Source organism: Amaricoccus tamworthensis, from assembly GCF_049800875.1.
Lineage (GTDB): Bacteria > Pseudomonadota > Alphaproteobacteria > Rhodobacterales > Rhodobacteraceae > Amaricoccus > Amaricoccus tamworthensis.
Genome location: NZ_JBNAFV010000011.1, coordinates 106,119 through 128,822, shown reverse-complemented (window position 1 = coordinate 128,822; position 22,704 = coordinate 106,119). Strand labels below are relative to the sequence as shown.

22 protein-coding genes are annotated in these 22,704 nt (G+C 59.0%); 4 read left to right on the top strand and 18 right to left on the bottom strand.

From position 1 onward, the window contains the following. Positions 1–167: 167 nt before the first annotated feature. A complete protein-coding gene (locus ACP15P_RS16175; RefSeq protein WP_424929488.1) occupies positions 168–1,085 on the top strand; it encodes a DMT family transporter in 918 nt (305 codons plus the stop codon). Positions 1,086–1,192: 107 nt separating this feature from the next. Here the strand turns inward: ACP15P_RS16175 and ACP15P_RS16170 are convergent, their stop codons facing one another. From ACP15P_RS16170 to ACP15P_RS16160, 3 genes are read right to left on the bottom strand one after another with little or no spacing between them, the layout of a single operon-like run. Beyond that, complete coding sequence (locus ACP15P_RS16170) at positions 1,193–2,302, bottom strand: nucleotidyltransferase-like protein (RefSeq protein WP_424929487.1); 1,110 nt, start codon at positions 2,300–2,302, stop codon at positions 1,193–1,195. Then, positions 2,295–2,927, bottom strand: coding sequence for a Cap15 family cyclic dinucleotide receptor domain-containing protein (locus tag ACP15P_RS16165; protein WP_300039484.1), 633 nt, complete (start codon positions 2,925–2,927; stop codon positions 2,295–2,297). Before ACP15P_RS16165 ends, ACP15P_RS16170 begins: the two co-directional genes overlap by 8 nt. Positions 2,928–2,943: 16 nt before the next feature. Next, complete coding sequence (locus ACP15P_RS16160; protein WP_209227349.1) at positions 2,944–3,222, bottom strand: hypothetical protein; 279 nt, start codon at positions 3,220–3,222, stop codon at positions 2,944–2,946. A 191-nt stretch (positions 3,223–3,413) separates the two neighbouring features. Between ACP15P_RS16160 and ACP15P_RS16155 the strand changes: the two genes are divergently transcribed. Continuing rightward, the gene (locus tag ACP15P_RS16155; RefSeq protein WP_424929486.1) at positions 3,414–4,001 is read left to right on the top strand and encodes a gamma-glutamylcyclotransferase family protein; all 588 of its coding nucleotides are present in this window, start codon (positions 3,414–3,416) and stop codon (positions 3,999–4,001) included. 15 nt (positions 4,002–4,016) lie between these two features. On the opposite strand, the gene ACP15P_RS16150 is transcribed toward ACP15P_RS16155, so the two are convergent. From ACP15P_RS16150 to ACP15P_RS16120, 7 genes are all read right to left on the bottom strand, one after another. Next, positions 4,017–6,482: an ATP-binding protein gene (locus ACP15P_RS16150; protein ID WP_424929485.1), complete on the bottom strand. Its 2,466-nt coding sequence runs from the start codon at positions 6,480–6,482 to the stop codon at positions 4,017–4,019. Next, positions 6,479–6,679 carry a hypothetical protein gene (locus ACP15P_RS16145; protein ID WP_424929484.1) on the bottom strand — a complete coding sequence of 67 codons (201 nt, stop codon included), beginning with the start codon at positions 6,677–6,679 and terminating at the stop codon, positions 6,479–6,481. Before ACP15P_RS16145 ends, ACP15P_RS16150 begins: the two co-directional genes overlap by 4 nt. A 273-nt stretch (positions 6,680–6,952) precedes the next feature. Further along, complete coding sequence (locus ACP15P_RS16140) at positions 6,953–8,956, bottom strand: type IV secretory system conjugative DNA transfer family protein (RefSeq protein WP_424929509.1); 2,004 nt, start codon at positions 8,954–8,956, stop codon at positions 6,953–6,955. Positions 8,957–8,964: 8 nt separating this feature from the next. Then, entirely contained in the window at positions 8,965–11,298 is a 2,334-nt protein-coding gene (locus ACP15P_RS16135) for a relaxase/mobilization nuclease domain-containing protein (RefSeq protein ID WP_424929483.1), read from the bottom strand. Continuing rightward, on the bottom strand, positions 11,285–11,878 hold the full coding sequence (locus ACP15P_RS16130; protein ID WP_424929482.1) for a transposase: 594 nt from the start codon (positions 11,876–11,878) through the stop codon (positions 11,285–11,287). The genes ACP15P_RS16135 and ACP15P_RS16130 overlap by 14 nt, the downstream gene beginning before the upstream one ends. Positions 11,879–12,443: 565 nt before the next feature. Further along, positions 12,444–12,650, bottom strand: coding sequence for a hypothetical protein (locus ACP15P_RS16125; RefSeq protein ID WP_424929481.1), 207 nt, complete (start codon positions 12,648–12,650; stop codon positions 12,444–12,446). Positions 12,651–13,185: 535 nt separating this feature from the next. Next, positions 13,186–14,115, bottom strand: coding sequence for a DUF2493 domain-containing protein (locus tag ACP15P_RS16120; protein WP_424929508.1), 930 nt, complete (start codon positions 14,113–14,115; stop codon positions 13,186–13,188). 629 nt (positions 14,116–14,744) lie between these two features. On the opposite strand from ACP15P_RS16120, the gene ACP15P_RS16115 reads away from it, so the two are divergent. Beyond that, positions 14,745–15,020, top strand: a complete 276-nt coding sequence (locus tag ACP15P_RS16115) for a hypothetical protein (protein WP_424929480.1) — start codon at positions 14,745–14,747, stop codon at positions 15,018–15,020. After that, a complete protein-coding gene (locus tag ACP15P_RS16110) occupies positions 15,020–15,352 on the top strand; it encodes a type II toxin-antitoxin system RelE/ParE family toxin (RefSeq protein WP_424929479.1) in 333 nt (110 codons plus the stop codon). The genes ACP15P_RS16115 and ACP15P_RS16110 overlap by 1 nt, the downstream gene beginning before the upstream one ends. A 284-nt stretch (positions 15,353–15,636) precedes the next feature. On the opposite strand, the gene ACP15P_RS16105 is transcribed toward ACP15P_RS16110, so the two are convergent. The 8 genes from ACP15P_RS16105 to ACP15P_RS16070 form a co-directional block, all read right to left on the bottom strand. Continuing rightward, on the bottom strand, positions 15,637–16,770 hold the full coding sequence (locus tag ACP15P_RS16105) for a serine hydrolase domain-containing protein (protein WP_424929478.1): 1,134 nt from the start codon (positions 16,768–16,770) through the stop codon (positions 15,637–15,639). Between the two features lie 103 nt (positions 16,771–16,873). Next, positions 16,874–17,461 carry a CPBP family glutamic-type intramembrane protease gene (locus ACP15P_RS16100; protein WP_424929477.1) on the bottom strand — a complete coding sequence of 196 codons (588 nt, stop codon included), beginning with the start codon at positions 17,459–17,461 and terminating at the stop codon, positions 16,874–16,876. Positions 17,462–17,466: 5 nt separating this feature from the next. Continuing rightward, positions 17,467–18,468 (bottom strand): alpha/beta fold hydrolase, encoded by a 1,002-nt coding sequence (locus ACP15P_RS16095; RefSeq protein ID WP_424929476.1) that lies wholly within the window; start codon positions 18,466–18,468, stop codon positions 17,467–17,469. Further along, a complete protein-coding gene (locus ACP15P_RS16090) occupies positions 18,465–19,574 on the bottom strand; it encodes a serine hydrolase domain-containing protein (protein ID WP_424929475.1) in 1,110 nt (369 codons plus the stop codon). The genes ACP15P_RS16095 and ACP15P_RS16090 overlap by 4 nt, the downstream gene beginning before the upstream one ends. Next, positions 19,496–20,185 carry a hypothetical protein gene (locus ACP15P_RS16085; protein WP_424929474.1) on the bottom strand — a complete coding sequence of 230 codons (690 nt, stop codon included), beginning with the start codon at positions 20,183–20,185 and terminating at the stop codon, positions 19,496–19,498. Before ACP15P_RS16085 ends, ACP15P_RS16090 begins: the two co-directional genes overlap by 79 nt. A 4-nt stretch (positions 20,186–20,189) precedes the next feature. Further along, entirely contained in the window at positions 20,190–20,732 is a 543-nt protein-coding gene (locus ACP15P_RS16080; RefSeq protein WP_424929473.1) for a hypothetical protein, read from the bottom strand. Next, entirely contained in the window at positions 20,729–21,736 is a 1,008-nt protein-coding gene (locus tag ACP15P_RS16075; protein ID WP_424929472.1) for a hypothetical protein, read from the bottom strand. Before ACP15P_RS16075 ends, ACP15P_RS16080 begins: the two co-directional genes overlap by 4 nt. A 12-nt stretch (positions 21,737–21,748) precedes the next feature. Continuing rightward, a complete protein-coding gene (locus ACP15P_RS16070) occupies positions 21,749–22,603 on the bottom strand; it encodes an SDR family oxidoreductase (RefSeq protein WP_424929471.1) in 855 nt (284 codons plus the stop codon). Positions 22,604–22,704 lie beyond the last annotated feature (101 nt).

The following is a 22,704-nucleotide window of genomic DNA, read 5'->3' as shown; positions in this document are numbered from 1 at the left end:
AAAAACGTGCGTTGATACTACGCAGCCATTTGAGCCAATCGGAAATCACTGGCGATTTTGGTCCAGCGCAGCATTGTGCAGCAACCATCGACAATGTCGCAAATGAATGATCGGCACCCTGGCCCTGAGGCTAAGCTGAAGAAAGTGACATCTTTAATCGGCCGGACATGACATCGATCACCACAGCCCCTTCCACTGCGGATGCCAACAAGTACGGTGTGCTCTTCGTTTTTGCGGCGGGGATTTTGTGGTCGACGGTCGGTCTTGGTATTCGCCTGATCGAAGACGCCGTCGTCTGGCAAATACTGCTCTACCGGTCGATCAGCCTGTCGCTGTTTCTCTACGTGCTTATCCGCGTGCGGTCTGGCGAAAGCCCATTTGTTCAAATCCGCCGCATCGGCGCCCCCGCCGTAGTTGCGGGGCTCTCACTGGTCGCAGCCTATTCCGGCGGCATCTACGCGATCCAGAACACCTCGGTCGCGAATGCCATGCTGCTGTTTGCCACAGCACCATTCATGGCCGCAATATTGGGATGGATCGTTCTGCGAGAACCTGTCCGCGCCGCAACCTGGATAGCGATCGCCGTCGCAATCGGTGGGATCGGGATCATGGTCGCCGACAAGTCCGGAAGCGTCGTCCTGAAAGGCAGCCTCGCCGCGCTCGGGTCGGCATTCGGTTTTGCTGTCTTCACCGTGGCATTGCGGTGGGGGCGCACAGGGGAAATGCTGCCCGCGGTGTTTCTGTCGGGACTCTTTGCAATCGCCATCACCTTGGCGATCTGCCTGGCCCTCGGGCACTCGCTGGTTCTGAGCCCCAACGACAGCGGCATCGCCATGGGCATGGGTGTGTTTCAGGTCGGCGCTGGTCTGATCCTCTACACGTTAGGATCGCGCACCCTTCCCGCAGCAGAACTTGCCCTGTTGTCGCTTGCCGAAGTCCTGCTCGGTCCACTCTGGGTCTGGATGTTTCTGGGAGAAACCGCGACTGCGAACACACTGATCGGAGGTACTGTTCTACTCGTGGCGATTGCTGGCAATGCGCTTTCGGGCAAGCGAAGAAAACCACCGCCAATCACGGCTCCTTAGAACCGCAACCTACGGCCCAGAGCTGCCCTTGGGACATTATGCGCGTTGCCGCGGCGCAGCACGTCTTTCCGGACATTGGCCACCAACCCGCGATCTGCTGGGAAGGCCTAGAAACGAGCACCCAGTCCGAACTCGTCCGGAAGGAGCGGGATCTGACCGTCATTGAGCCGCTTACGAATTTCACCCCTGTCATAACTCGGAGTTCCAAACGGACCAATGATTTCGCGCTCGACCTCTGACGCCAAGGCATTCAGCTCACTACTCAGCTTCGTTAAACCCGTCCACCGATCAACATTGTCGATGATCTTCCTGGTTCCATCGGGCGTGTCTAACGACATTGCGAAGCTCATATCGGATGCCAGTTCGTCAAACCATCGATCGGTGCCTGATAACACCATCAAATCGCGAGCGGGCAGCGACGTGATGTATTCTGAAGGGCAATGGAACATGAGACTTCCGATGTCATAGCTCGAAAGTTCGATATCGCCGTCCGCGTCATTTCGAACATTCTTCGCGAGCCTTATGGACATCTTTGCGCCGCCAAGTGTCTCCCGATCCTTGGAGTTAATCTTATCCATGTAAAGGAAAGGATAGTTTCGGAAGCTTTCCCGGGTATATTGATCAACCACATCGATGCCGCGATAGGTGTCGTTCAACGTCATCTGGTAGGTCGCAGTATCGTACCAATGTGACGGAACCACATCGACTTTTCGCCGAAATCCGCCTTCTGTCAATTGGATCGACTTTGCCGGGGAACCGTCAACTTTCGCGCCCCAAAACCGTCTGTCGAGAACTTCCTTAGACTTCTTCCGAAGAAAGAGAACATCATCGCAGAGTGAGCCCTTGCCAGTATAGGGAAGGTAGGATTTCTGACCGCCTTCGCAGGGCTCAATTCGAAGATAAAGCCCCTCAATTACGAGAAGATCAACATCGCTAACACCGCGCGTGTGAACATTGAGCGGCACTGACCCTTGGAATCGTACCTTCGGCTGCAATCCTTCCTTATCAAGACCTTCGAGCAAGTTACGTTCAACCTTTTCGAATTCCTCATGAGAAATTTGTGTTGAGCGGGGATCAACCTGCTGCATCGCACCAAGCGCATATCGGGTCGCTTTGTTGGTCGACCTCTTTTCGTACTGCTCCTGCATCATGGGCAAGCTGTCGTCGAAGCGCCGCTGCCGGAGCCTCCCCAGCCGGTCATCGATTTGTCTAGCCATCTTCGGTAGTCCTTTCGAGTTTCATTGTCCCGTGCGTGAATCGGCCACCGCTATTGAAGTAGCTGCCTTCTGCACTGCAAAGGTCTGGGGAAAACAAAAGCTCGCAGTGGCCGATGTGGCTGTTGAGCTCCTTCTGCCCTGGTTTGGGTTCATTCCGATAAGCGTAGATCAACCGAAAACCAGCACGGCCCTCCGGCACAATCGCTGCAGAAACACTGTGGGACTCGCTCGTTTCAGTTCGCAGATGGATGAAGATGCGTTCGTACTTCTGCGTAATGTCGATCTTGCCGGACCAATCAAACGTTGGATTTTGCTCTACATCGTACGACTGCCCAGTGAGCGCCCAGCAGCCAGAGATATTCGGGACACCAACAATCGCCTTCAAGCCAAACAGCTTCCATGCAAAGCGATCGAACAAGAAAAAAAGAATTCCGAAGATCGAAACGGCCGTGAATGGCCACAAGATCAGCTGCGGAACGTCAAAGTATCCCGCCGCCTCAATTCGCAGTACTGCATACCCAACTAGGAGAGTGAGTCCGCTCGCGAGCGCGCCCGAAAACACAGCAATGTAAAGTCCTATTCTGGACCGGCTGTGCCCTACAATGGAGTATTCGTGCTCACGCATTCTGTTCTACCGCCTACTACTCAGCTGCGTAGCTGAATCCGAGCTTCGCCAGGAGCTCAGCTGACTGCCGTCCCGACAGATATGGTCCCTGCGGCGGCAGCTCATGAGTCTCCGCGGGTTTCACTTCGGCAAATTTCGCACCGGTTGAAATCTCTCCGATGCGCCCACCGTTCACACCGAACCAGGCAGCAATATCGTGTTGCCGATCGCCCCTATCGAGCATGCCTTTGACGATGGCAGCATCCTCCTCGTCGAGCCGGTTCCCGCTCGGCGGAGCTATAAATTTCTGGGTCACAACACATCCCCTTGTGGTATCGAGTCCAGGAAGACTCCAGATATAGTGGCGGGCTCCAGATGATACAAGTGACTTGAGAAATTATACGAAATCGAGTGCTGTGATGCTGTGTGCCAACAGTCACCATGCCGCAGGATATTGCACGCATTACGCCTTGCCGGGGGAGACTTCCGAGGCCTGACATCGACTAATTGTCACGCTACTATCTGGGCATGACTTTTCTCTATTTTGCTTACGGTTCAAACATGTTGAGCGCCCGTCTTATTGCGCGCTGCCCAAGCGCCAAGCTAGTAGGCGTAGCTTCGGTTGATAGTCATAGCTTGGGGTTTTCGAAGAAGAGCGTCGATGGTTCGGGAAAGGCGACCCTCATCAAACAATCAGCTCAATTCCAAACCCCTGGAGTATTGTTTGAGATTGGTCTTGCAGAACGTGACGCGCTCGACAAATTCGAAGGCGCAGGTAATGGCTATGACAGAGTTGATGATTTTAGGGTCACAAAGACGGGTCAGTTTATCGTTACGACAACCTACATCGCATCGGAAATACAAAACGATCTTGCTCCCTATGACTGGTATCTTGCGTTGGTGGTTGCCGGAGCTCTCGAACATGGTTTTGATGATCAGTATACATCTTGGCTCCGTTCGATTGAGACAATGACGGACCATGTTGTGGCGAGAAAGTCCCGTGTTGCTGCTTTAAGGGCTCTCGCTGATCAGGGCCATCTCGACTATGCGAGCCTACTGCTGGCTGATTCCTCGCGATCAGGACAACGGGACTGATTAGAATTGGTACTGCTACTTCAGCTTAAGATTGACATTGATGGTCTGACAGCTGCAACGCAGATCTTCAGCCGACCCTTTGCGCGGTGTAAGGTAAGGGAAAGTGCCGCACTTGGGGTTTGGGCACCGGATATGATCCAGCAGCGCTTTGAATGCGTCCACTACGGCCTGAAACTCGGCCTTGGTGAAATTCTGCCATTCATTAAAATGTACTGATGGATTTATCGTCCATCGCTCCGCGTCTGTGGCCTTGATTAGCGCTTCGGCTGTGGCGAGCTTTTCTTCAAGCTCCTCCTTGGTCTTGTCATGCCCCCATTTCGCGGCGGCCTTGATGCCCTTGCCCAGACGGCTTCGCCACTGGTTCAGCACGGGCGGCAACAGATCGCCCAAATCGTAGTGGGCATCACCGCGAAATTCGACGGAGGCCCGCAGATTATCGGCGAGCACGGTCGAGATATATTCTAGGTAGCGCCGCAAGAGCCATGCAGCCTTTGCGATATCATTCCTGTCGAGCTCCAGCTGGATCTCGGTCCAGATATCCTGATCGTCCCAGATGCGCGGACCGAGCTCGACGCTCCAGCCGCCGAAAAGCTGGCTGCGCCCGATGAGGCCTTCGGTCTTCATATATTGCAGCCAGACGCGGTCATGGGTGGTCAGGATGAACTGGGTGTTGGGGAATTGCGTCTTGAGCAGACGGCAGACTTCGCGGCGGTGGCCGGTATCCACGGACATCAAGACATCATCAAGAACCGCAAAGGTGAACTTGTCACCAAGAGTATGCTTCATCAGGGCCAGATACAGGCAGAGCCCCATACCGTCCTGATGCCCTTCACTGTGATAAGCGCCCGGCGGGAACGTGCCCCTGCCGAAGAAATCGACATTGAAGCTCAGCTTGGCGGGCTCGGCCTTCAGCTCACCGGTAAACTTTCCCTCATCATCATTGATGGCCTTGTAGAAATCCGTGAATTCAGTGGCTACGGCGTCGTAGATCGTCTCCAGGACCTTGTTGGAGACATCATTGTAGTGATCGTGGACCTTCTGCGCCTTGGCGTGACGCGCCTTTTGGGCTTTCGCAGTCTTGCTGTCACTCAGCAAACGCTCATAGCGGTCCTGAAGCACGGCAAGAAATTCCCGCGCTGCATCAGCGGCCGAGCTATCAGGCTGCGCGCCAATCGCAGTTTGCACCTCTTCCAGGCGGGTTTGAACATCTTCCGGCAACGCCCACCAGGCCGCATCCGTGACCGCCAAAGCATCATCAATGAGGGCGTGATCATCGAGAAAGGCGTTGAGCGCCTGCTTCGCCGCAGCGAGCGCCTGACCGTATTCATCAAAAGCTTCCTTGGGCACAGCCTCCTTGAGGGCCGCGCCATAGGCAGCGGCCTTGGTGACAGCGGACATACGATCTTCAAGAGCGCCGGAGATCACACCGAATGCCGTCCGGATGGTTTCAAGCTGCGCGCCGACAGCTTCGGCGCTCAACAACTTGGCCTTGAGATGTGCCCTGAGTTCTTCTGCATCCCATGGCGTATCGCAAAGCGGACAGGCATCGCCGCTCACAAATTCGAGGCCCGTTTCGATGAACCCGTGCTGGCGCGCCAGCGCGAGCGCATCCTTGTCATCCTTCAACGCCTTGAGAGCGGTGTTGGCGGCTTCGAACCGCTGGGACAACGGTTCGGGCGGCGATGCCGCCGCATCCTTGGCAAGAGCAGCAAGATCGGCCAGAGCCACTTCTTTGCTTGGTCCTGCTTTCTTGGCCTTTTCATCGCCTTCGGCAACGCCGTCCTTGAACGATGTTGCGGGCGTGAGTTCGGTTAATGCCGGAAGGCCAAGCAGCGCGCGCTTTTCGTTCGCCTTGGCCAGCACCTCATCACGATCGAGAGTCGTTACGCCGAGAGCCGTCTTGAGTTCACCTTCGGCCCGCCCGCGCGCGCGCTCCGCTTCCTCGGCTTCGCGCTTGCACTTGTTGGCGTAGGACAGCAGCGCGCTACGGGTCTTCTCGATCTGGTCGAGGCGCAGGAGCGTCTGGACATCCTTGGAGCGCTGGTTCGGCGGTGTGATGATGTATTTGACGATTTCGCGCCGAGAGATTGCGAACTCCGGATGTGACTGCAGCTCGGTAATCGCAGCCTCTTCGGCACCACCGGCTGGCGTGATCGTCACCGTTCGTGGCGCTTTGACCGAGCGCGTGATGGTGACATCCTTGCCAAGAGACGGAATTGATGCGGTCAAGCTGACCAGCGCCTTTTCCGGATTATCGCGCTGATCGACATGCGGCGCGTGGCCTTTGACGGTCAGCTCGCCAGCCCCTTGTCCCGACAGGCGAGTAACATTGCCCGTCAGACAGAATTCGATAGCGTCAACGACACCGCTCTTGCCGGTGCCGTTGGGACCGCAAATCCCAAAATTCTGGCCCGCAAGATCGAGGTCCAGCAACCGAATGCCACGGAATTCTTCGATATGCAGGGTCTTGATCCGGATCACGCCTCGTCACCCTTCGTCGCCGGAAACAGTGCCGCTTCAAGATCATCCGCCTTGGGTGCCCTTCCGGAGCGAAGAAGCTTATCAAGTCGCTCTGCGGTCTTCTCGTCTATTTCATCATCCGCTTTTAGCACCGCCAGAAATTCATCCAGCACCTTGGTGACAGTCGGTGAAAGCTGTTCTTCATGTTGATCCGCCATGTTAAATCGATTCCCGTGAAATACAGTTTGCATCTAACTAGCATTTCACCGGGAATATTTCAGTAGAAGCGACTTCTGCTCCGAGTCTATTCACCGTTCGTTTCTTGGTTAAGACGCGCGCGTCACATATCAGCAGTTATTGTGTGTGTGTCTAAAAGGGTCTAGCCCAATCAGCTGCATCTAACGTCCGCTTTAGCGGCGGATGGGTGCGGAGTCGCACTCGCAGCGAACGACCGCTTCCCGCCCGACTAGCAGAAAATCACGCACGCCACCTTATCGAGCAACCAGCTTTTCACCTCCATCCCCCTCCTGCAGCATCGTTTCCATATCGTCCAAGCCATCGACGGCGGAACGCATCTGCGCCTCATCATCCACCCCCACTGTCTCGGCATCCGCAAGCTGTCCCCCAAAATCCATCTCCATCTGGCGCTGTTCCTCGGCAATCACAGCTAGAACGACAGGCGCAGTCTTCTTTGGAGCGACGTGGGTTTGCCCTGGCGATTGGCCATCAGCAGCCTGGCGTGCGGCCTCAACGTCGGCCTCGGATCCACGGGGCCCGTCCGGTGGCGGTGTCATCTGCATGGCACGCACACTCAGCGGCAGCGTGCCTTGCGACCCGCCTCCCCCCGGTACCGGAAACGGCAACTCGCCCCTCTGCGCCGCGTGGATCGCCTTGAACAGCCGGTCGTCAAAATACTGGATCCGCTTAGCACGGACGGGCATCTGGGCATCGATCACCATGACGATCTCGTCGAGCGGCAGGCGGCGCGCCTCGTCTTCGGGGAGCAAGGAGCTTTCTTCGGTCCGTGTGGATTGGCTACGGCCCTCGAATGGGTTCTTGCCGATGGACTGCGAACGCGTGATGACGGTCTTCGTGGTCTTGCCAACCGCCTTGCTCAGCTCTTCGACGGTTTTTTCATCCGAGGGCGTGAGGTAGAGCTTCACGCCCGCGTTGCCCTGCAGGGCTCGGCGGGTGTTCTCGCCATAGATTTCATCAAGGGCGGGGATGGTTTGGGTAACCACGGCGAGGTGACCGCGATAGGTCCGCAGGGTCTCGATGCTCTCGACCACGATGGGCATTTTGCCCAAGCGATTGAACTCATCAAGCATGATCATCACCGGCCAGGGTTCATCCGGCCCGGGGTCCTTTTCCTGCATGGCGGAGAGGAGATCGGAAAAGAAGAGGCGGATCAGCGGCGCCAGCGGCTTCACCATCAACGGCTGGACCACGAGATAGACCGAAAAGGGCTTCTTGCGGATTGTCCGGAAATCAAAGTCCGACACCGCCGTCGCCTCATCGATGGCCGGATTCTGCCATTGGTCAAGCCCCGAAGTCATCAGGAGCGAGACATAAGAGGTCAGCGTGTCGTTGTTGGTCGAAGCGAGCCGCGTGAAGATCAATTTGGCCGCCCTGTTGTCGACCTCGTGGCCGCGCGCAAAATACTCCTTCTGCTTGTTCCCGCCCGAGGCGGCGATGCGGTAGATCTCGCCCAAGGTCGGGCGCTTGCGCTGGAACGCCAAGAGCCCCGCCGCCACGAAGAGATCGATCCCGCCTTTCAGGAGGCCCTGCACCCGGTCATTGTCGCTTTGCAGGAAGAGCGTCGCGAGAAGCTGCAATTCCATCTGCTGGCGCGCGGGGTCTTTCAGCTCAAAGATGCGCAGGAGCGGGTTGTAGCGATGCGTGCGCTTGCCCTCCCAATCGGTGGGGGCAAAGCGATAGACCTTGTCGCCTTGGGCCGCGCGGTGCCGGGCCGTGGCCTCGAAACACTCGCCCTTCACATCGAGCGTCACGGCGGAGCCTTGCCAGGTCAGCAGGTTCGGAATGACAAAGCCCGTGGTCTTGCCGCGGCCCGTGGGCGCCACAATCAGCGCGTGCGGGAAGACTTTCGAGCAGATGTACTTCGCGCGGGAACCGGGCGTCCCAAGTTTGCCAAGGATGAACCCGGTCCCGGGCGCCCCGAAAAAACCATTGGCCTTCATCTCGCGCGCGCTCTGCCAATGGGTCTGGCCAAACCGTGTCAGGGCGGATCCTGACAGGGCGAGGCTCAGCATCAGGCCGGCGGCGGCAAAGCTGCCGATGATCAGGTGGATGAGTTGCGCGTCCTCCGGGCGGCGATCGCGGATCGCCATGTAGTTCTGCGCGATATAGGCAAAGTCGATCTCGGCCCCGAAGCCAAGGTCCTGGTAGGTCAGCACCGCCGAGGCAATGGTATAGCCCATGGCGGCGGTCACCAGCGTCACCAGCAAGACCCCTGTTGCGATCCGCGCTTTTCCCATGGCGGCGCTCAATGAACCTGACCCCGCTCTGTCTCGCCATCCACGTCTGTCGCGCGGTGTTTTTCATACTCAGCATCGGCGAGTTCATCGACCACCTGGCGCAGGGCCTCGGTATTGGCCGTCGCGGAATCCGATTGCAGATAGACCTTGGCGACATAGAGCCGGTCGAGGCGGTCCTCGAGAACCTTGTCCAGCGCATCGGCATCGCCGGATGTGAGGCGGCCCAATTGGCGGTCATCCAGCACCCGCGCGATCTCGTCGCGGAAAGCGTCCCGCTCCGCCTCAGTCTCGAAAGGCGCGGACAGATCCCCTGCCCGTTCATGGTCCAGGACACGCGCAATCTCGTCTGCGACACGGTCGGTACGGTCAGACTGCAGCGCAGTTTCACCGCGGGCGGCAAGAATTTCGTCGCGCGTGCCAGACCCGAGCCCGTCGCGCAATTCGTTGTCGCGGCGAACCTGATTGATGGCCTCCGTGTCCCGTATCTCGACGACGGCGGCATAGGTCGCGCCGAGCCCACGGGCGAGGTGGGAGGGCATGTCCGGATAGCGCGCGCGCAAGTCATCGGCGACAGCATCTGCAACAGGCGTGCGGAGGTCGCGTCCCTCCATGATCCGGTCGACCTCGCGGGTGATCTCGCTGGCGCGGGCCACATCGGTGATGGTCTCCCGGTAGGGCTCGGACCGGTCGATCACATCGCCAGGGCGTGCGAGTAGCTCCGGATGTGCCTCGAGATACGCGCGCTGCTCCGCCTCCATCCGGCGCTCTGCATTTGAGACCACCTCCCACTCCCGGTCCTCGACCTGCTGCGCTGTTAGGCCGTCGGCGCGCATCTCCTGACGGATTGTCCCTTCCATCGCCCGGACCGTTTCCCGGTGATAATGGAACCGCTCGCTGACCGGTTCCGCTTCCATGACGCCATCCCGGCGCAGCACGTTCTCGCGCTCCAAAAGCGTACCAAGCGCGACATGCACATCGTTGAGAATGTCGCGCGCCTGTTCCAGATCAGCGCGGCGTTCGAGGTTCAGATCGCGCGCCTCGGCCACCTTGGAGAGATCATCGGCGATCCATTGATGCTCAAGCGCTGCATTTGACGCGCCCGTCTCGATCCGGGCCACCACTTCCGATGTGCTGATCCCCGTGCCCCGTAGTGCCGCGTCAATGCGCGATCTCAGGTCGGGCTCGGCCAGTCGCTCGCGCTGGCTGGCGTCGATATTGGCCTCGGAATAGATCCCGCCTTCCGACGGAGCCTCAGACAACGTGCTCGAACGCAAACCGAGCGGCTGCATGTGCTGGACCTGCGTCTGGATCTCGATGAGGCGTTTTTCCAGTAGGGGGCGTTCCGCGTCCGCCTTCTCGGCGATCATGCCCTGTACCCGCGCGAGCTTCTCCGCATAGAGGCTTCTTAGATCCTCGAAACTTTGATCCTCGGCCATATAGACATCTCCTGTTCGGTCCACCTGCCCGCCACGCGCCAGCACCTCGCCCGCGCGGAAGAGGGCTGCGGCGATGTCTTCCCGGGCTTCCCGGGAGGCCTCTGCGGCAAGCGAGTGGTAGACAGTTCTGGTATTGGCGATCTCCGCCAGCGTCCGCGTCAGGTCCTGCCCTACGCGTTCTCGCTCGCGGGGTGCGCGCCCCTCTTCCTTCGCGGCATAAACTTCGCGGGTGGGGGCCGGGTAATGCACAACCCCGCGATCCACCCGGCGCGTGGCCTCCAGGCGCACGCCGTACTTCTCCGCCTCCTCGACCATGGCAAGGCGGAAATCGTCATAGTTGAAGCGATGGTTGCGCCCGAGGAAAAAGAACTCGCCTTCTTGCGAGCGGCGGTTCAGCACCAGATGCGCATGCGGGTGATCGCGGTCTTCATGCACCGCGATGATGTAGTCGAAATGCCCCGCGTCACTCTGGAAGAACCGCTCGGCCACATCCGTCGCGATGTCGCGCACATCCTCACCCCGCGTGCCGATGGGGAAGGACATGAGCATGTGTGTGGTCTGGCCCAGCTTGGGCTTGAAGCCTGCATCCCACCGCTTGGCAAAGCGCTCGGTGAGGTCCTTGATGTCCTTCGCTTCGAGCTTTGCCTTGCCATCCAGAAACCCGCTCGAGTCCACGATATGCGTAGACTTGGTGGTCAGGTAATCGAGCTGGTTCATCAGCTGCGATTTAGCATGCGTCCCCCCGCCCCGGATCGCCTTGAAGACGGCTGGCCTGTGCCCAGCTGCCGCGCGCATGAGCTGTTTCTGCTTGGCGACATGCAGCCCCTGCATCGAGCCCCGGACGCGGCTCCAGCCATCCCGGAAGACCTCGCCGGTGACGGCATCAACTGCATCATTCAGCCGCATGGGCAAACTCCCTCAGCGCGGCCGTGGCTTGCAGCTGCATGGCGTCTCGGCGGCGGCGCAGGAGCAGGTCGATCTCGTCAGCAGAATCCAGGATGAACCGCGCCAGCCCGCGCATCTGCGCAAGGCGCAATTCGGAAAATTCGGCACGCGTACCCCCCACGGCCCCCTGCCCCATCCGGTTGGCCCGCGTCATCTGCTTGGCGATCTGCGCGACCCCATTGCCGACCTCGTGCAAAGAGGCCCTGTATCGCGCCATCTCGGCCGCCATCTGCGCATCCGGAACGAACACCCCACCTGCCGCCTGAATGAGCCGCCGCAGCCCCTCGGCACGGCTCTCGATCCCCGCCTTCGCCAGCACCTCGTCGAGCGCCTCAAGCTCCGCAGCCGTGACCTTCACACTGACTGCGGAGACCGGAATGGCAGCATCCGTCTGGCGCTCGGCATCGGCTTTCAGGACGTAGCGCACGGCCCGCGATGTGACCTCGAAACGCTCAGCCAGCTCAGACGTCGACACACCCTCCGCGGCCTCGCGGACGATCTGCATTTTCTCGATCTCTGTCAGGCGTTTTGTTCGGGACATGCGGAAGAAAGACCCCCTATTTCCTGCCACCTTCCACCAAGGCTGCCCCCACCTTACGATAATATACCACACTGTCAATTATATACTTACGTCGTATTCAGTCTCAGACAGCCTTGGTGTCCGCTTCACGCCGCGGCCCGCAGGGACGCGGCTCTGCCGCCCTCACCACCGGGCGACCCACCTGTCCAATGGGTCCCCTTCCCCAGCACCGCCCGAGGGTCTGGCCGAACACGCATGTGTTCGGACGGAACCGCGGGCGGGCGCAAACCCCACCGACAGGGCGGACAGGCAGGGTCAAGGAGGGCCAGATTTGGCTCGGCCCAAATCTCTGCCGCAAAAACCGGGAGGCCCTGGCCGATAGGTTTTTGCGGATGGCCCCCTTGAGGCTGACTGGCCGGTCTGTCGCGCACTGATCCTTCCGGGGGAAGTGCGTCCTTTGAATGCGCAGCGACCGGCGGCTTCGTGAGGTCGCCTCGGGCGATCTGACCGCCGGACCAGGCATCCCTTGAACAGGGATCGGGCCGCCCCAAGATCGTCCTGGGGCGGCCCATCCTCGCCAGAGGATTTAGTCCTGGGGATCTTTCTCGCTCGATGGGAACATCACCAGCTCCGAGACCGCGACCGGGAAGTCGAGCTTGAGGCTGAAGAACTCCGAGCCATCCCCGTTGCGGGTGTTGCGGAACATCGCACCCACGCGTTGAAAGCGGGTGCGCTCCTGTCCATCGGTATCGGTGAACTTGACGGGGACGGTGGCGACGTAGTGGTTGGTCATTTGGGTTACTCCTTGTTGCGATGGGGATCTGCCAGCACGGGGGCAAGAGGCCCGGTCGCAAGTGCAAATGCGGAGGGTCCGCGGCTCCGCCGTGGAAGCCGTATTTGTGCTTGCCGGAGCGAAGCGCAGGGCACGATTGGGCCGACCCCGTGCGATCCACATGCATAGCAAAAAGGAGAGACCCGGATGACCCCTGCCATCACGCAGCCGCCACCATCCGCGTCCGCGTCTCGCCGATCCTGGCCGGGGTGCTGATGACGCCCGCCCGCGTGGATGCGATGTTCCGAAACACCCTCCGAGGGACGTGCAGGTCTTCAGCCTCATGTGTGACGTCTCGACCCCTCGCGTCTTGCGCTGCTTTCGATATGCGGGGTGCGCACCATCCCCAGCCTGTACCGATGCGGATGGGCCGCACTCTGACGGGCTGGGTAGAGGGATGACGGTTCTGGACGCCGTGAGCTACCGATCAAGTGTGACCGATCGCACGCGCCGTGAGACATGACGAAAGGGCCGCGCCAAGCGCGACCCTCTCTCTTCATTCCTGCGCGGTCTTCTTCGCCGGGTCCGCAACCCGCATGACTGTCAGGCCTTTCGCTTCCGCCTTCTGCCCGAGGTTCAGCGCGACCCCGTTGCCACCGAAGAGCACAACCCCCGTCGCCGCGAACTTGTCGTCCAGCATTTCGTCGTTGCACTTGAACGGTGCCGCCCGCCCATGCGCGGACCAGCGCGGATCGAAGCGCGCCTGTGCTATCCCGCGTGCCCGGGCCCACCGAGCCGCGATCATCTCCGCCCCGTGCTTACCACCCTTGTGGCAGAGGAAGATCTCCTGGTTCCGGTTCTGCTTGATCCGTTCGCGAACCTTGTCGAGCGTGTTGAAGATCACATCGACATCGGTCCAGTCGGTTGCGCCCGAGACGATCAGGGGTACGCCCTCGACTTTCGACTTCTCAGCGGTTTCACGGTCGTGCTGCTCGAGGAGCTGCCGCGCCTCGAAGACCGCCCCGGTCTCCTGCGCCCGGACGCTTGCGCGCGACCCGGCTGCCGGGATGAAGGCGTGGCCCGTTTCGACCTCGTAGCATTCCGCCGCCGCCTCGCTCATTACCTCGATGGCGCCGACGATCTCGCGCAGCTGCAGAAAACGCGCCTGCGCCTCTTCGAGCGCGGTCTCGGCGATCTCCGATCCGTCGTGAGATTTTGCCAGCGCGCCGATCTTGTCGGCGGTGCGGTCGACCTCCTTGCCAAGCGCCACCTTGCGGCGCTGCAGGATCGTGGCGAGCCCATGGGCCAGCGGTTCGATTTCCGCTTCAAGCCCGGTCCCGCGCAACTGCCCGAGCAAAGCCTCGAAGCTCTCGCGGATGATGTGGTCGGTCAGGATGTGATCTTCCGGGATCGGCAGCTGCGCGTCCTTCTCGGTCAGCCCGAAAAGTTCGATCGTCTCGTAGGTGTTTGCGGTGTCGTAAGCCATGTCTGGTCTCCAGTGTTCGGTCGTGGAGCCACCACGTGAGTGTGGGGGCATGGCCGAATGCCTGGTTTCCGAATCTGCCCGGGTCAGGGACGGCGCAGCCGCCGGCTTGCCGGGCGCAAAAGTTTTCTGCGCGCAGCACCGGACACATGCGCGCCCTCACGCACGGGACCGCCCCGCGCCACGGGCTCTGCCCTTGCCGAAAAGTTTTGCGATCCTTGACGCGGGCTGATTTGGGGGCCATCCGGAGGATATGCTTCCGCGCTCATGTGTGTGTGTTTTGACGGTAGGTTTGCCCGACCCGAGCAGGCAAACGGCCAGACCGGACGCGTAAGACGGATGGAGCGGCGGGATCGTTTTGGCCTCAGGCCAAAACAGACCAGAGCGCAATCCGGCGGAGCGGCCGGGGAGGGACGTGCTCGCGAGGCGGGCAAACCGGGATGCCAGGCGCGACGCCGCGGTGAGGCCGCATGGCCGAATGCGCGACGGACCGAAGGGCCGTTCTCGCCTGCGACACGCGCAGCCGAGCAGGGGAGGCGGGAAGGCTGCTGATGCACCACACTTGGTCGGCCTAAACGGCTTGTCAGAAATCGCGATACTTGGTAGTCTATTGGAGCACCAAGGAGGCTGCCATGAGCGTTCAAAAGCAATCTGTCAGTTTTACCGACACGGCCTACACTTTTGCTAAGGAACTGGTCGACGCGGGCGAGTACCCCAATGTGAGCGCAGCGGTCTCGGGTGAATTGGCGAAGGCCAAGGCAGAGCGGGATCGTGAAAGGTCTTTGTTTGAGGCAGAATTGGAACGCCGCCTGTCCCTGCCACTCGACCACTGGGAACCCGTCGGCGAAGCCTCAGACGTCACCGCAGGCGCGCGGGTCCATCTTGCGGCGATGGCTCAGAAGACCTGATGCGTTTTATCCGGCATCCGTTCTTTGAACGGGACCTTATCGGTATCATTAATCACATTGTCGACGTGACTGACGGTGACGTTGCTGCAGCAAGCCGCAGGCTCGATGAAATCGATGCCCTTATCAAAGAAATTGCCGAAAACCCAAAATCAGGTGCTCGCCTTCGGGGCAAGCTGGACGGATGGCTAGTGCGCCATGGCGGCGCAGGTCACCGACTGACCATCGTATTCAAACCGGACTTAGATGCCGGAGTTGTTTATCTCGCTCTCGTCGCATTCGGCGGTCGAGACTGGATGAGGCTCGCGTCGGCAAGACAGGTGTTCGCAGACTAGCCTAAGAGGCACGGAGTGGCGGTGAAGTTGTAGACCGGACCTTCGCTGCGCTCGAGTTGAATGGACAAGATACGGACAAAGCGGACTTGTGCAGCTGCGGTTATTGCTGACGCAGCAATCGTTCGCGCTTGCAGCAGGCGGCGCTCCTCGTGGCACTGCTTATCGTCGATCCGGTCATTCAGATACACTCTATTAGAATCAAACTCATAGCTTCGCTGCGTTGTTCCCGGACAACTTGTTCATCGTCGAACCAGCTTTGGGTCATTCTGGGCAATTTGGCTTGATCAGGCGTTGTCCAGCCTGGAGCCTGAGCGCATAGGCCCAGAAACAAAGTAGTTCAGCGCCTGTCGTCCAGGGTTTGACCAGCTGAGCTTGGTACTTGCCCAAAGATTCCCAGCGACGCAGTTGTTCGACAGAACGCCAATCGCAGCCGAAGGTCGAGGGCAGATGTAGAGCGTGCAGGTTGAACCTGCCGTTGCTCCGTCGTGATGAAGCATGCCAGGTGCGGCACGATCCAGTTTCAACGAGAGCCACCCCGCGCATTGTGCCATCGGTTCCAGCGCCCCGCGCCGTCCCAAGCCGACAAGGGGTTCGACAGACCGACACATCGCCCGATCCAACACACTCCGTGGCTGATCTAACGCCCGCAGAACCGCAGCAGAAAACTGGATCAAATCATTGGCAGATGACTTAAGCGCGCCCGCGCCGGCCAGCGCGTCAAAAGTCCAGACCGGGACATCGTCGCCTTTTGTGTTCCGAGGCTGCACGAAACGACTCGCCTGCGTTGAAGTCAATCTGGTAGTCGTATCCTTGAGCATCAACGGACCCGTGACTTTTTGCGCCAGCAAGTCAGGAAACGACATGCCCGTTTTCATAGCCATCGCCTCGCCGAGCAGCCCGACGCCAAGATTGGAGTACGCGTGCCTGCGCTTGGCGCCGGGGTCTTTGCCAGACCAATTTCGCAACCAAGAAAGCAAATCAGTGCGGCTGAAATTGGCGTATGGGTTTTGTTGCAACGGGCTGAACAGAACCTTCCAGAGCGGAAGATAAAAATTCGGCAGACCACTTGTATGTGTCGTCAGGCTCTCAGCCGTTATCCATTCGGGCACGGCGGACAGGTCTGGCGACATCTCTGACAACGGGGCCTTTGGGTCCACTGCGCCTTCTTCGATAAGGACACAAAGCAGGATTGCAGTGAAAACTTTGGTGATGGACCCGATTTCAAAGATCCAGTCCCCCGACGGGTCGGTCGCGGGTATTGTCCCAGTGTGCAGAACCTCGCTAGCACCGTCCCGAAGGCTGAAGCCGACCACCGTGTGGTTTGGCCCTTCGTAAGGTCTCATCATATTTCGCAAGGCTTCGCGCGTCGAAGTTTCGGGTTTATGACGGTCTGAAACTCGGGGGATTTGATGTGCCATCAGTCTTCGATCCCGAGAAAGCGAAATGTCTGCCCGAGCGTGTTAAGGGCCCCATGAGCAAGGATAATCGGGATGATGTTTGTCCGCCCAAAGCACATGTACATCAGACCAAAGGCAAAGCCGCCGGCACCCGTGATGAGCGCACCATGCAGCCCTGATAATAGGCATGGCGATAGCCAAAGAAGGCAGAGGATGTGATCAGAGCGACCACCATCGCGGCCCGTGTTCTGCCAAACGTCTCGCCCAGTTTCGTGATGAGGAAGGCGCGAAAAAGAAGCTCTTCAAAGAAAGACCCATGTGTCCAGACGAGAAGCATGATCGTCAGATAGGCGATCAAATTGCCTTCGACGTGGTCGAACCTTGACCCGTCGTTCACGCACACGAAGTAGGCATCTGCAATGAGCCCCATCAACTGAGTTGCAGCGATGAATACGCTCATGGTCTGGAGGGTCAGTCCGCCTGCTGAAAACCAGCTTTGCGGCCAAACGAACCCCAGATCGCGCCAAGCCGAACCCTGATGGTGAAATAAAGCAGTCGCGACACATATCGCGGTCAGTGTTGAAATGGGTCCGGCGTAAAGTTGGCTATACGGCAGAAGGGTCTGTTTGACGGCAACCAGCACAGTCACGACCAAAAGCACATCCAAGGCCGCGACCCTGTCAAACCCGGTTGAGTTCATCCGTTTCGTCATCGGATTCACTCCTGCTTTTCCGTATCCAGAAACCGACGAATTGCTTTCAGGGTCGCTTCCGGGTTGTCCCAGGTCACATCGTGACCGGCGTTAGGGATGACCTGGAAACTGGCATTCGCGATGAGTTGCATATGGGTGTTTTGCAGCGGGCCGAGCCAATCGTTGCAGTCACCGGCGAGCAGTAGGACGGACCCGCTAAAGCTGCGTACACCTGAAACCATGCGATCAACAATGGCATCTGAAGTATCCGCCCAGGTTCGACTTGCCGTTGCACCGAACCGCCAGTTTGGGGCCGTGTATCCATCGCCGCAATGGTAGGGATTTTCGGGGTGATTGGTGAACACACCTACCATGTGACCAAACAAGAAGTCGTCTGCCGCCGCCGGGTCTGGTCGGTCTACGTGCTGAGCGCGAAATCCCGTCACAACCGCCTCGGCCCAGTACCCGGCGCCAGACATGTAGCGGCTTGCGACCTCGTCCCAGGCTGACTTGCCTGTGCTGTCCAGATATCCCGGCTCAATGAGAACTGCTGCCGTCACATCCTCAGGATGGTGACCAAGATAGGCCGTGGCCAGCATCGCCCCCCAAGAATGCCCGATCAACGCAACAGGCGCGTTTGGAGAGACCAGTCGCTTCACGCCATTCAGTTCGTTGACGTAGTCATTGAGCGTGAGTTGTTCGGCCGGAACACGTTCCGAAAGACCGGCCCCCCGCTGATCGAAAAAGACGACATTGTACGTTTCAGAAAGGGCGCTGAGCGCCAGAAGTGACCGAAAGTCGCCACCCGGCCCGCCATGCAAAACGATGATCGTTGGTGCGTCAGCAGGGCCGTCGATCTGACGCAGATGCAGTTTGACGCCGCCGACCATGGCGGATGGCAGTCCGTCGTCCTGTGTGACAAGAGGTGCGACCACGTAGGTCCCACGTGTTCCGAAAAACAGCATGACGACGAGAGCGATGCAGGCTGCGGTCAGGATGCCGAACACTTTGAGGACGTGCCTGATCATGTCACGCCCGCCTTTTCGAGATGGCGAAGAACTTTGAGCATGAACGCCACCGGGCGGCGCGGCAGGTCTGTTTGGTTGAACGTCCCTGCCAAATAGATATCCGGCACCGGCGCATAGAACGCAAACGACCCGGAACTTCCCAGATGCCCGATCAGTTCCGGTGTTGGCCGCCACAGGGTCATCCATCGGGGCAGTTGAAACCGCATCAAACCGCCGCCGTACTGGAGTGGGAAAAACATCGGTTTCCAATTCCGGACATCATCCAACCAGGCGGGATCAAAGAGGTGACCGCCAAGAAACCCCCGGAGAAAACCGATCAACTCCTCTGGCGTCGAAACAAGGCCACCGTCCGGGTCCATGCTCGCCAATGACTTCGGCAACGTCAGTTGCTGTGACTTGTGGAAGAGCGGCAGAGGTAGGTTCTCTGCATCGAATGTTGTGGTTTGACGCAAACCCAACGGTTCACAAATGTAATCCTGCAAAAGCGTGGCATAGGATTTGCCGGACACCGCCTTGAGCACCGCCCCGAGAAGCTGGAAATTCGTGTCCGAATAATAGGCTTTGCCGCTGTCTGGGGCTGCCATCGGAGGCAGTGATCGCGCCATCGCCAAGACCATTGCCAAGTCGATCGCCCGATCCTTGTTATGGATCATGTCAGCCTCGACACCGCCCTTGAAATAGTCAGCCAGACCCGAGGTCTGGAACAGTAAATGGCGGATCGTCAGGGCCGGCCCGTGGGCCACGCCCTTGACCACATGAAAGTCGGACAGGTCGTGGCGCGGCAAAGTGCTCTGTACGGTCTGGTCGAGATCAAGCTGGCCCAAATCAGCCAGTTTGAGGGTCAGCGCGGCGGTGAATGTCTTACTTATGCTCGCAATTGGGAACCGCATGCCAGGTTCCGCGTCACCTGCACTGCCATCAAAGGTCAGGCCAGCATCGCCGGATTCAACCCGCAGCAAAAGCGCATGGGCGCTTGTTTGCGCCCGCTCTTTCTTAAGCTGGCGCTGGAGGGTTGACGCTACGCTGGTCATGCAACCGTCTCCGCTTGTGGACGCAAAGCGGCAGAGCGGGTGAACAGCAAGGAGCACCCAACCGCGATGAACCATGCGATGGCACCCAGCCCAAAGACGGCACCGGCCACATCGCCAATTGCGGGGATCAGCGTCAGCAGGCCGCCGGCAGCAGTAAGTAAGCCAAGGCCAACCGCGATCCGTCCTAGACCCCGCCCCAGCAAGCCAGCAAGCGAGACGCAGCCGATCCAGACACCACCCGCGATCTCATTCCCGCCGCCGAGACCCAGCTCGACCGCGTGCAACGTTAGCCAGACCTGTACGGCTTGGGTGACATCGGTTTGGGCCAGATGGGCCGCGCGTTCGACCGCAACATTGCCGATCATGCCCGCGCCGATCACAAGTGTGGCCCAGATGATGCCCAGCACCAATGTGATCATGGCGAAATCGGGCGTATTGGCCTTTAGTCGCCCGTGCAATGCTGCGACGAGGACCGCGAGGGCAATGGCGTTGATGACGTAGATCACTGTGTTCCACAGGATCAGGAAGCCCGGCTGGCTTTGCATAAAGGCCACAACCGCAGGGCCATCAATGTTGCTGGTACCGAAGCCGAGCGGTGCGAGCGTGGTGACGAGAAAGGCAAACCCAAACAAGTAGGTCGCGGCACAAATGAGGGCTGCAAAGCCACCGATCTTTTGAAGTGTCATCGTATTAACCTTTCGTTTCAATAGAGTGATTGGTGAGCCTATTGGCGGGGACGGCACGGTTTGCTGTCTCGGCAGCAACCGGGTTCATCACAACGACTTCTGCGGCGATCGGCTGACCGTTCAAAACCAGGTCAGAATGGTCATTGGCGTTTAGACTGACCGATATGATATTCCGCTCCTTGGGCAGGTCAGCGATATGAAACGCCGGGCCATAGAGCCGTGCTATTTTTTGACCGTTCACATAGAGATGCGCATGTCCGTGGTGGGGAACGTTGGCTTGATTGACCATCTCTGGTGCGAAGGCGAAGTTTCGCGTGGAGACGCGTCCGTTCCAGCCTGACAAGGCATCTTGGGTGACGGTCAGTGTCACCTCTGGTGGTTTGTCTGGATCGACCTCTTGCGTTGCATGGATATGTGTCGGCCCATGGTGATCGCCTGTCGGACCCTTTGTTGCTGAGGGCGGCAAGAGCATTCCGACCAAGAGTGCCGCCACGGTCCAGTAGACGAGATAGATCGGCCTCAGTTGGAGGGTTTTGCGCGGTCTCATGCCCGTCGCTCCACATTGTGGTAGGCGGCGATGTCCGAGATGTTCTGCCGTCGCAGCGTCACCTTCAACCGTTGGCCAGAGCCCAGAACAAGCAGGATCAAAGCGGTTGCGATGATGGGCAGGTGGCCAATCAGCTCAACCATTGCTTCTTCGTTCCGACCCTCGATCAAGAACACGATGTTGGAGGTCAGCATCAGAACGGCCACCACAAAGATGTTGAGCCGCGTCAAGACACCGAGCACGAGGATTGTGCCAAACACGACCTCCATCACGCCAGCGGACAGGACAAACAGGCGGTCGTCGAACCAATCAAAACCCAGCAGCGGCATGAAATTCCATGCGTATTCCGCGATAAAGGCCTGCCCAAGTGCTGCTGGATGCAGCTTTTCCGCGATCCCGAGGATGATCAGCGACAGCCCGGTGAAAATCCGCAAGACGTCAACCGAGTATGGCTTCAGGCGGTCTCTCAATGCGGGGTCTGGCAATGCGTTGAACAGTATGAACAGCGCGATCCCGACGATGTTGACGTATTCGACCGCCAGGCCGAACCCGAAATGGATCGACATGCCCAGAAACAGCAGCAACAGCAGAAGGGCTGCGTGGTGCAGGGCGTGATTGCTGAGGAGCAGGAGACCGATCCCGGCTTGCAGCAGGACGAGCGCTAAACCAAATCCGCCGACGGCTTCTAAGTGGGGCGCGATCAGGCTGCCGTCGTAGGCGGTCAGCAAGAGCGACATACCGGTCAGAATCCGCATAAGCTCCATCACATCATGCCGGACTTTCGTATGAGGAACAGCAAATGCGGGGAGCTTCGTATCCAGAACAACCGCAGTGGCCACGAGTGCCATTGCAATCAAGGCCCAGGCCCATACGGCGGGATCCGAAAGCGTGTAAGGAACCGTTCCCAGATCATGCCCGTCCTCAACAAACCAACGGACATGGGCTGTTGCCGCAGTAGGCAGAAGGAAAGGGAGGCAGATGAACGGAATTCGAACTGGTTTCACTTTGGCCTCCATTCATTCGGCGTGACGGGAATTGAGATCTTGAAAATACTCGGCCAGATGGTGCGTCCCTACGGGGCGGCCAGCCATATGCATGCCGAACGCCGTCAGAAAGAACTGTGCAGGGCCAGCGACATGGCGGGGCGTGATCCGTAGGAGCACCCGCAGCGCAATCCGCCGAAAGATATCGGGTAGGAACGTGACCCGGTTCTGTGCGCCCAGTGTGTCGAAGCTGAGTTTCGCCAGGTCACGGTGGGTCAGTATATCCGGCCCGCCAACGTCCAGCCACGTCTCTTTGCGGTCCACGGCATCGTAGATCGCCGAGGCAAGGTCTGCGCCATGGATCGGGTTGATCTGAAGCTGCCCGTCACCAAACAACCAGACCCGCCCGTTGCGCGCCATCTTGAGGAAATCCTCCATGTCCGAGAAATACCCCGACGGCGCGATGATCGTGCTGCCGAGGGTGCTGGCTTGAAGGGCATGTACAAAAGCTGATTTCGCTGCGACGAGAGGCACATCGGCCATGCGATCTGCATTCAGAACATGGACGTAAGCGAAATGTTGAACACCAGAGGCTAGAGCCTCTTGCAGTAGGTTGAGGTTGGCTTGAAAGTCGACGTCCCAATAGCTGAGGCCATCGGTTTGCCGCGTGATCCCAAGGGCTGAAACCACAAGATCAACGCCTTGCATCACGCCCTTAAGTGTTTCTGGTTCCGTTGCCTCTGCCGTCACAATGGCGTCAGCTGGCAAAGATGCGTCAGTTTTTGCAGACCGGACGAGTGCAGACACATGCCACCCCCGCCGCTGGTATTCGGCGCAAAGGAACTGGCCAAGGTAGCCGGTCGCACCGGCAATCATCACGTGTTTCATTTGCTTGGCCTCCGGGTCAACGTACCCCACGGGCCGGCGACATAATCAGTTGAATTTGAGGCGGGCAGCCCGACATCTTTGGCAAGAAATGTTGGAAGTGG

Excerpts from the sequence above, each read along its gene's own strand:
- ACP15P_RS16175 (WP_424929488.1), top strand. The coding sequence starts at position 168 with ATGACATCGATCACCACAGCCCCTTCCACTGCGGATGCCAACAAGTAC.
- ACP15P_RS16170 (WP_424929487.1), bottom strand. The coding sequence starts at position 2,302 with ATGGCTAGACAAATCGATGACCGGCTGGGGAGGCTCCGGCAGCGGCGC.
- ACP15P_RS16165 (WP_300039484.1), bottom strand. The coding sequence starts at position 2,927 with ATGCGTGAGCACGAATACTCCATTGTAGGGCACAGCCGGTCCAGAATA.
- ACP15P_RS16145 (WP_424929484.1), bottom strand. The coding sequence starts at position 6,679 with ATGGCGGATCAACATGAAGAACAGCTTTCACCGACTGTCACCAAGGTG.
- ACP15P_RS16140 (WP_424929509.1), bottom strand. The coding sequence starts at position 8,956 with ATGGGAAAAGCGCGGATCGCAACAGGGGTCTTGCTGGTGACGCTGGTG.
- ACP15P_RS16135 (WP_424929483.1), bottom strand. The coding sequence starts at position 11,298 with ATGCGGCTGAATGATGCAGTTGATGCCGTCACCGGCGAGGTCTTCCGG.
- ACP15P_RS16130 (WP_424929482.1), bottom strand. The coding sequence starts at position 11,878 with ATGTCCCGAACAAAACGCCTGACAGAGATCGAGAAAATGCAGATCGTC.
- ACP15P_RS16125 (WP_424929481.1), bottom strand. The coding sequence starts at position 12,650 with ATGACCAACCACTACGTCGCCACCGTCCCCGTCAAGTTCACCGATACC.
- ACP15P_RS16120 (WP_424929508.1), bottom strand. The coding sequence starts at position 14,115 with ATGGCTTACGACACCGCAAACACCTACGAGACGATCGAACTTTTCGGG.
- ACP15P_RS16115 (WP_424929480.1), top strand. The coding sequence starts at position 14,745 with ATGAGCGTTCAAAAGCAATCTGTCAGTTTTACCGACACGGCCTACACT.
- ACP15P_RS16110 (WP_424929479.1), top strand. The coding sequence starts at position 15,020 with ATGCGTTTTATCCGGCATCCGTTCTTTGAACGGGACCTTATCGGTATC.
- ACP15P_RS16105 (WP_424929478.1), bottom strand. The coding sequence starts at position 16,770 with ATGGCACATCAAATCCCCCGAGTTTCAGACCGTCATAAACCCGAAACT.
- ACP15P_RS16100 (WP_424929477.1), bottom strand. The coding sequence starts at position 17,461 with ATGACGAAACGGATGAACTCAACCGGGTTTGACAGGGTCGCGGCCTTG.
- ACP15P_RS16095 (WP_424929476.1), bottom strand. The coding sequence starts at position 18,468 with ATGATCAGGCACGTCCTCAAAGTGTTCGGCATCCTGACCGCAGCCTGC.
- ACP15P_RS16090 (WP_424929475.1), bottom strand. The coding sequence starts at position 19,574 with ATGGTTCATCGCGGTTGGGTGCTCCTTGCTGTTCACCCGCTCTGCCGC.
- ACP15P_RS16085 (WP_424929474.1), bottom strand. The coding sequence starts at position 20,185 with ATGACACTTCAAAAGATCGGTGGCTTTGCAGCCCTCATTTGTGCCGCG.
- ACP15P_RS16080 (WP_424929473.1), bottom strand. The coding sequence starts at position 20,732 with ATGAGACCGCGCAAAACCCTCCAACTGAGGCCGATCTATCTCGTCTAC.
- ACP15P_RS16070 (WP_424929471.1), bottom strand. The coding sequence starts at position 22,603 with ATGAAACACGTGATGATTGCCGGTGCGACCGGCTACCTTGGCCAGTTC.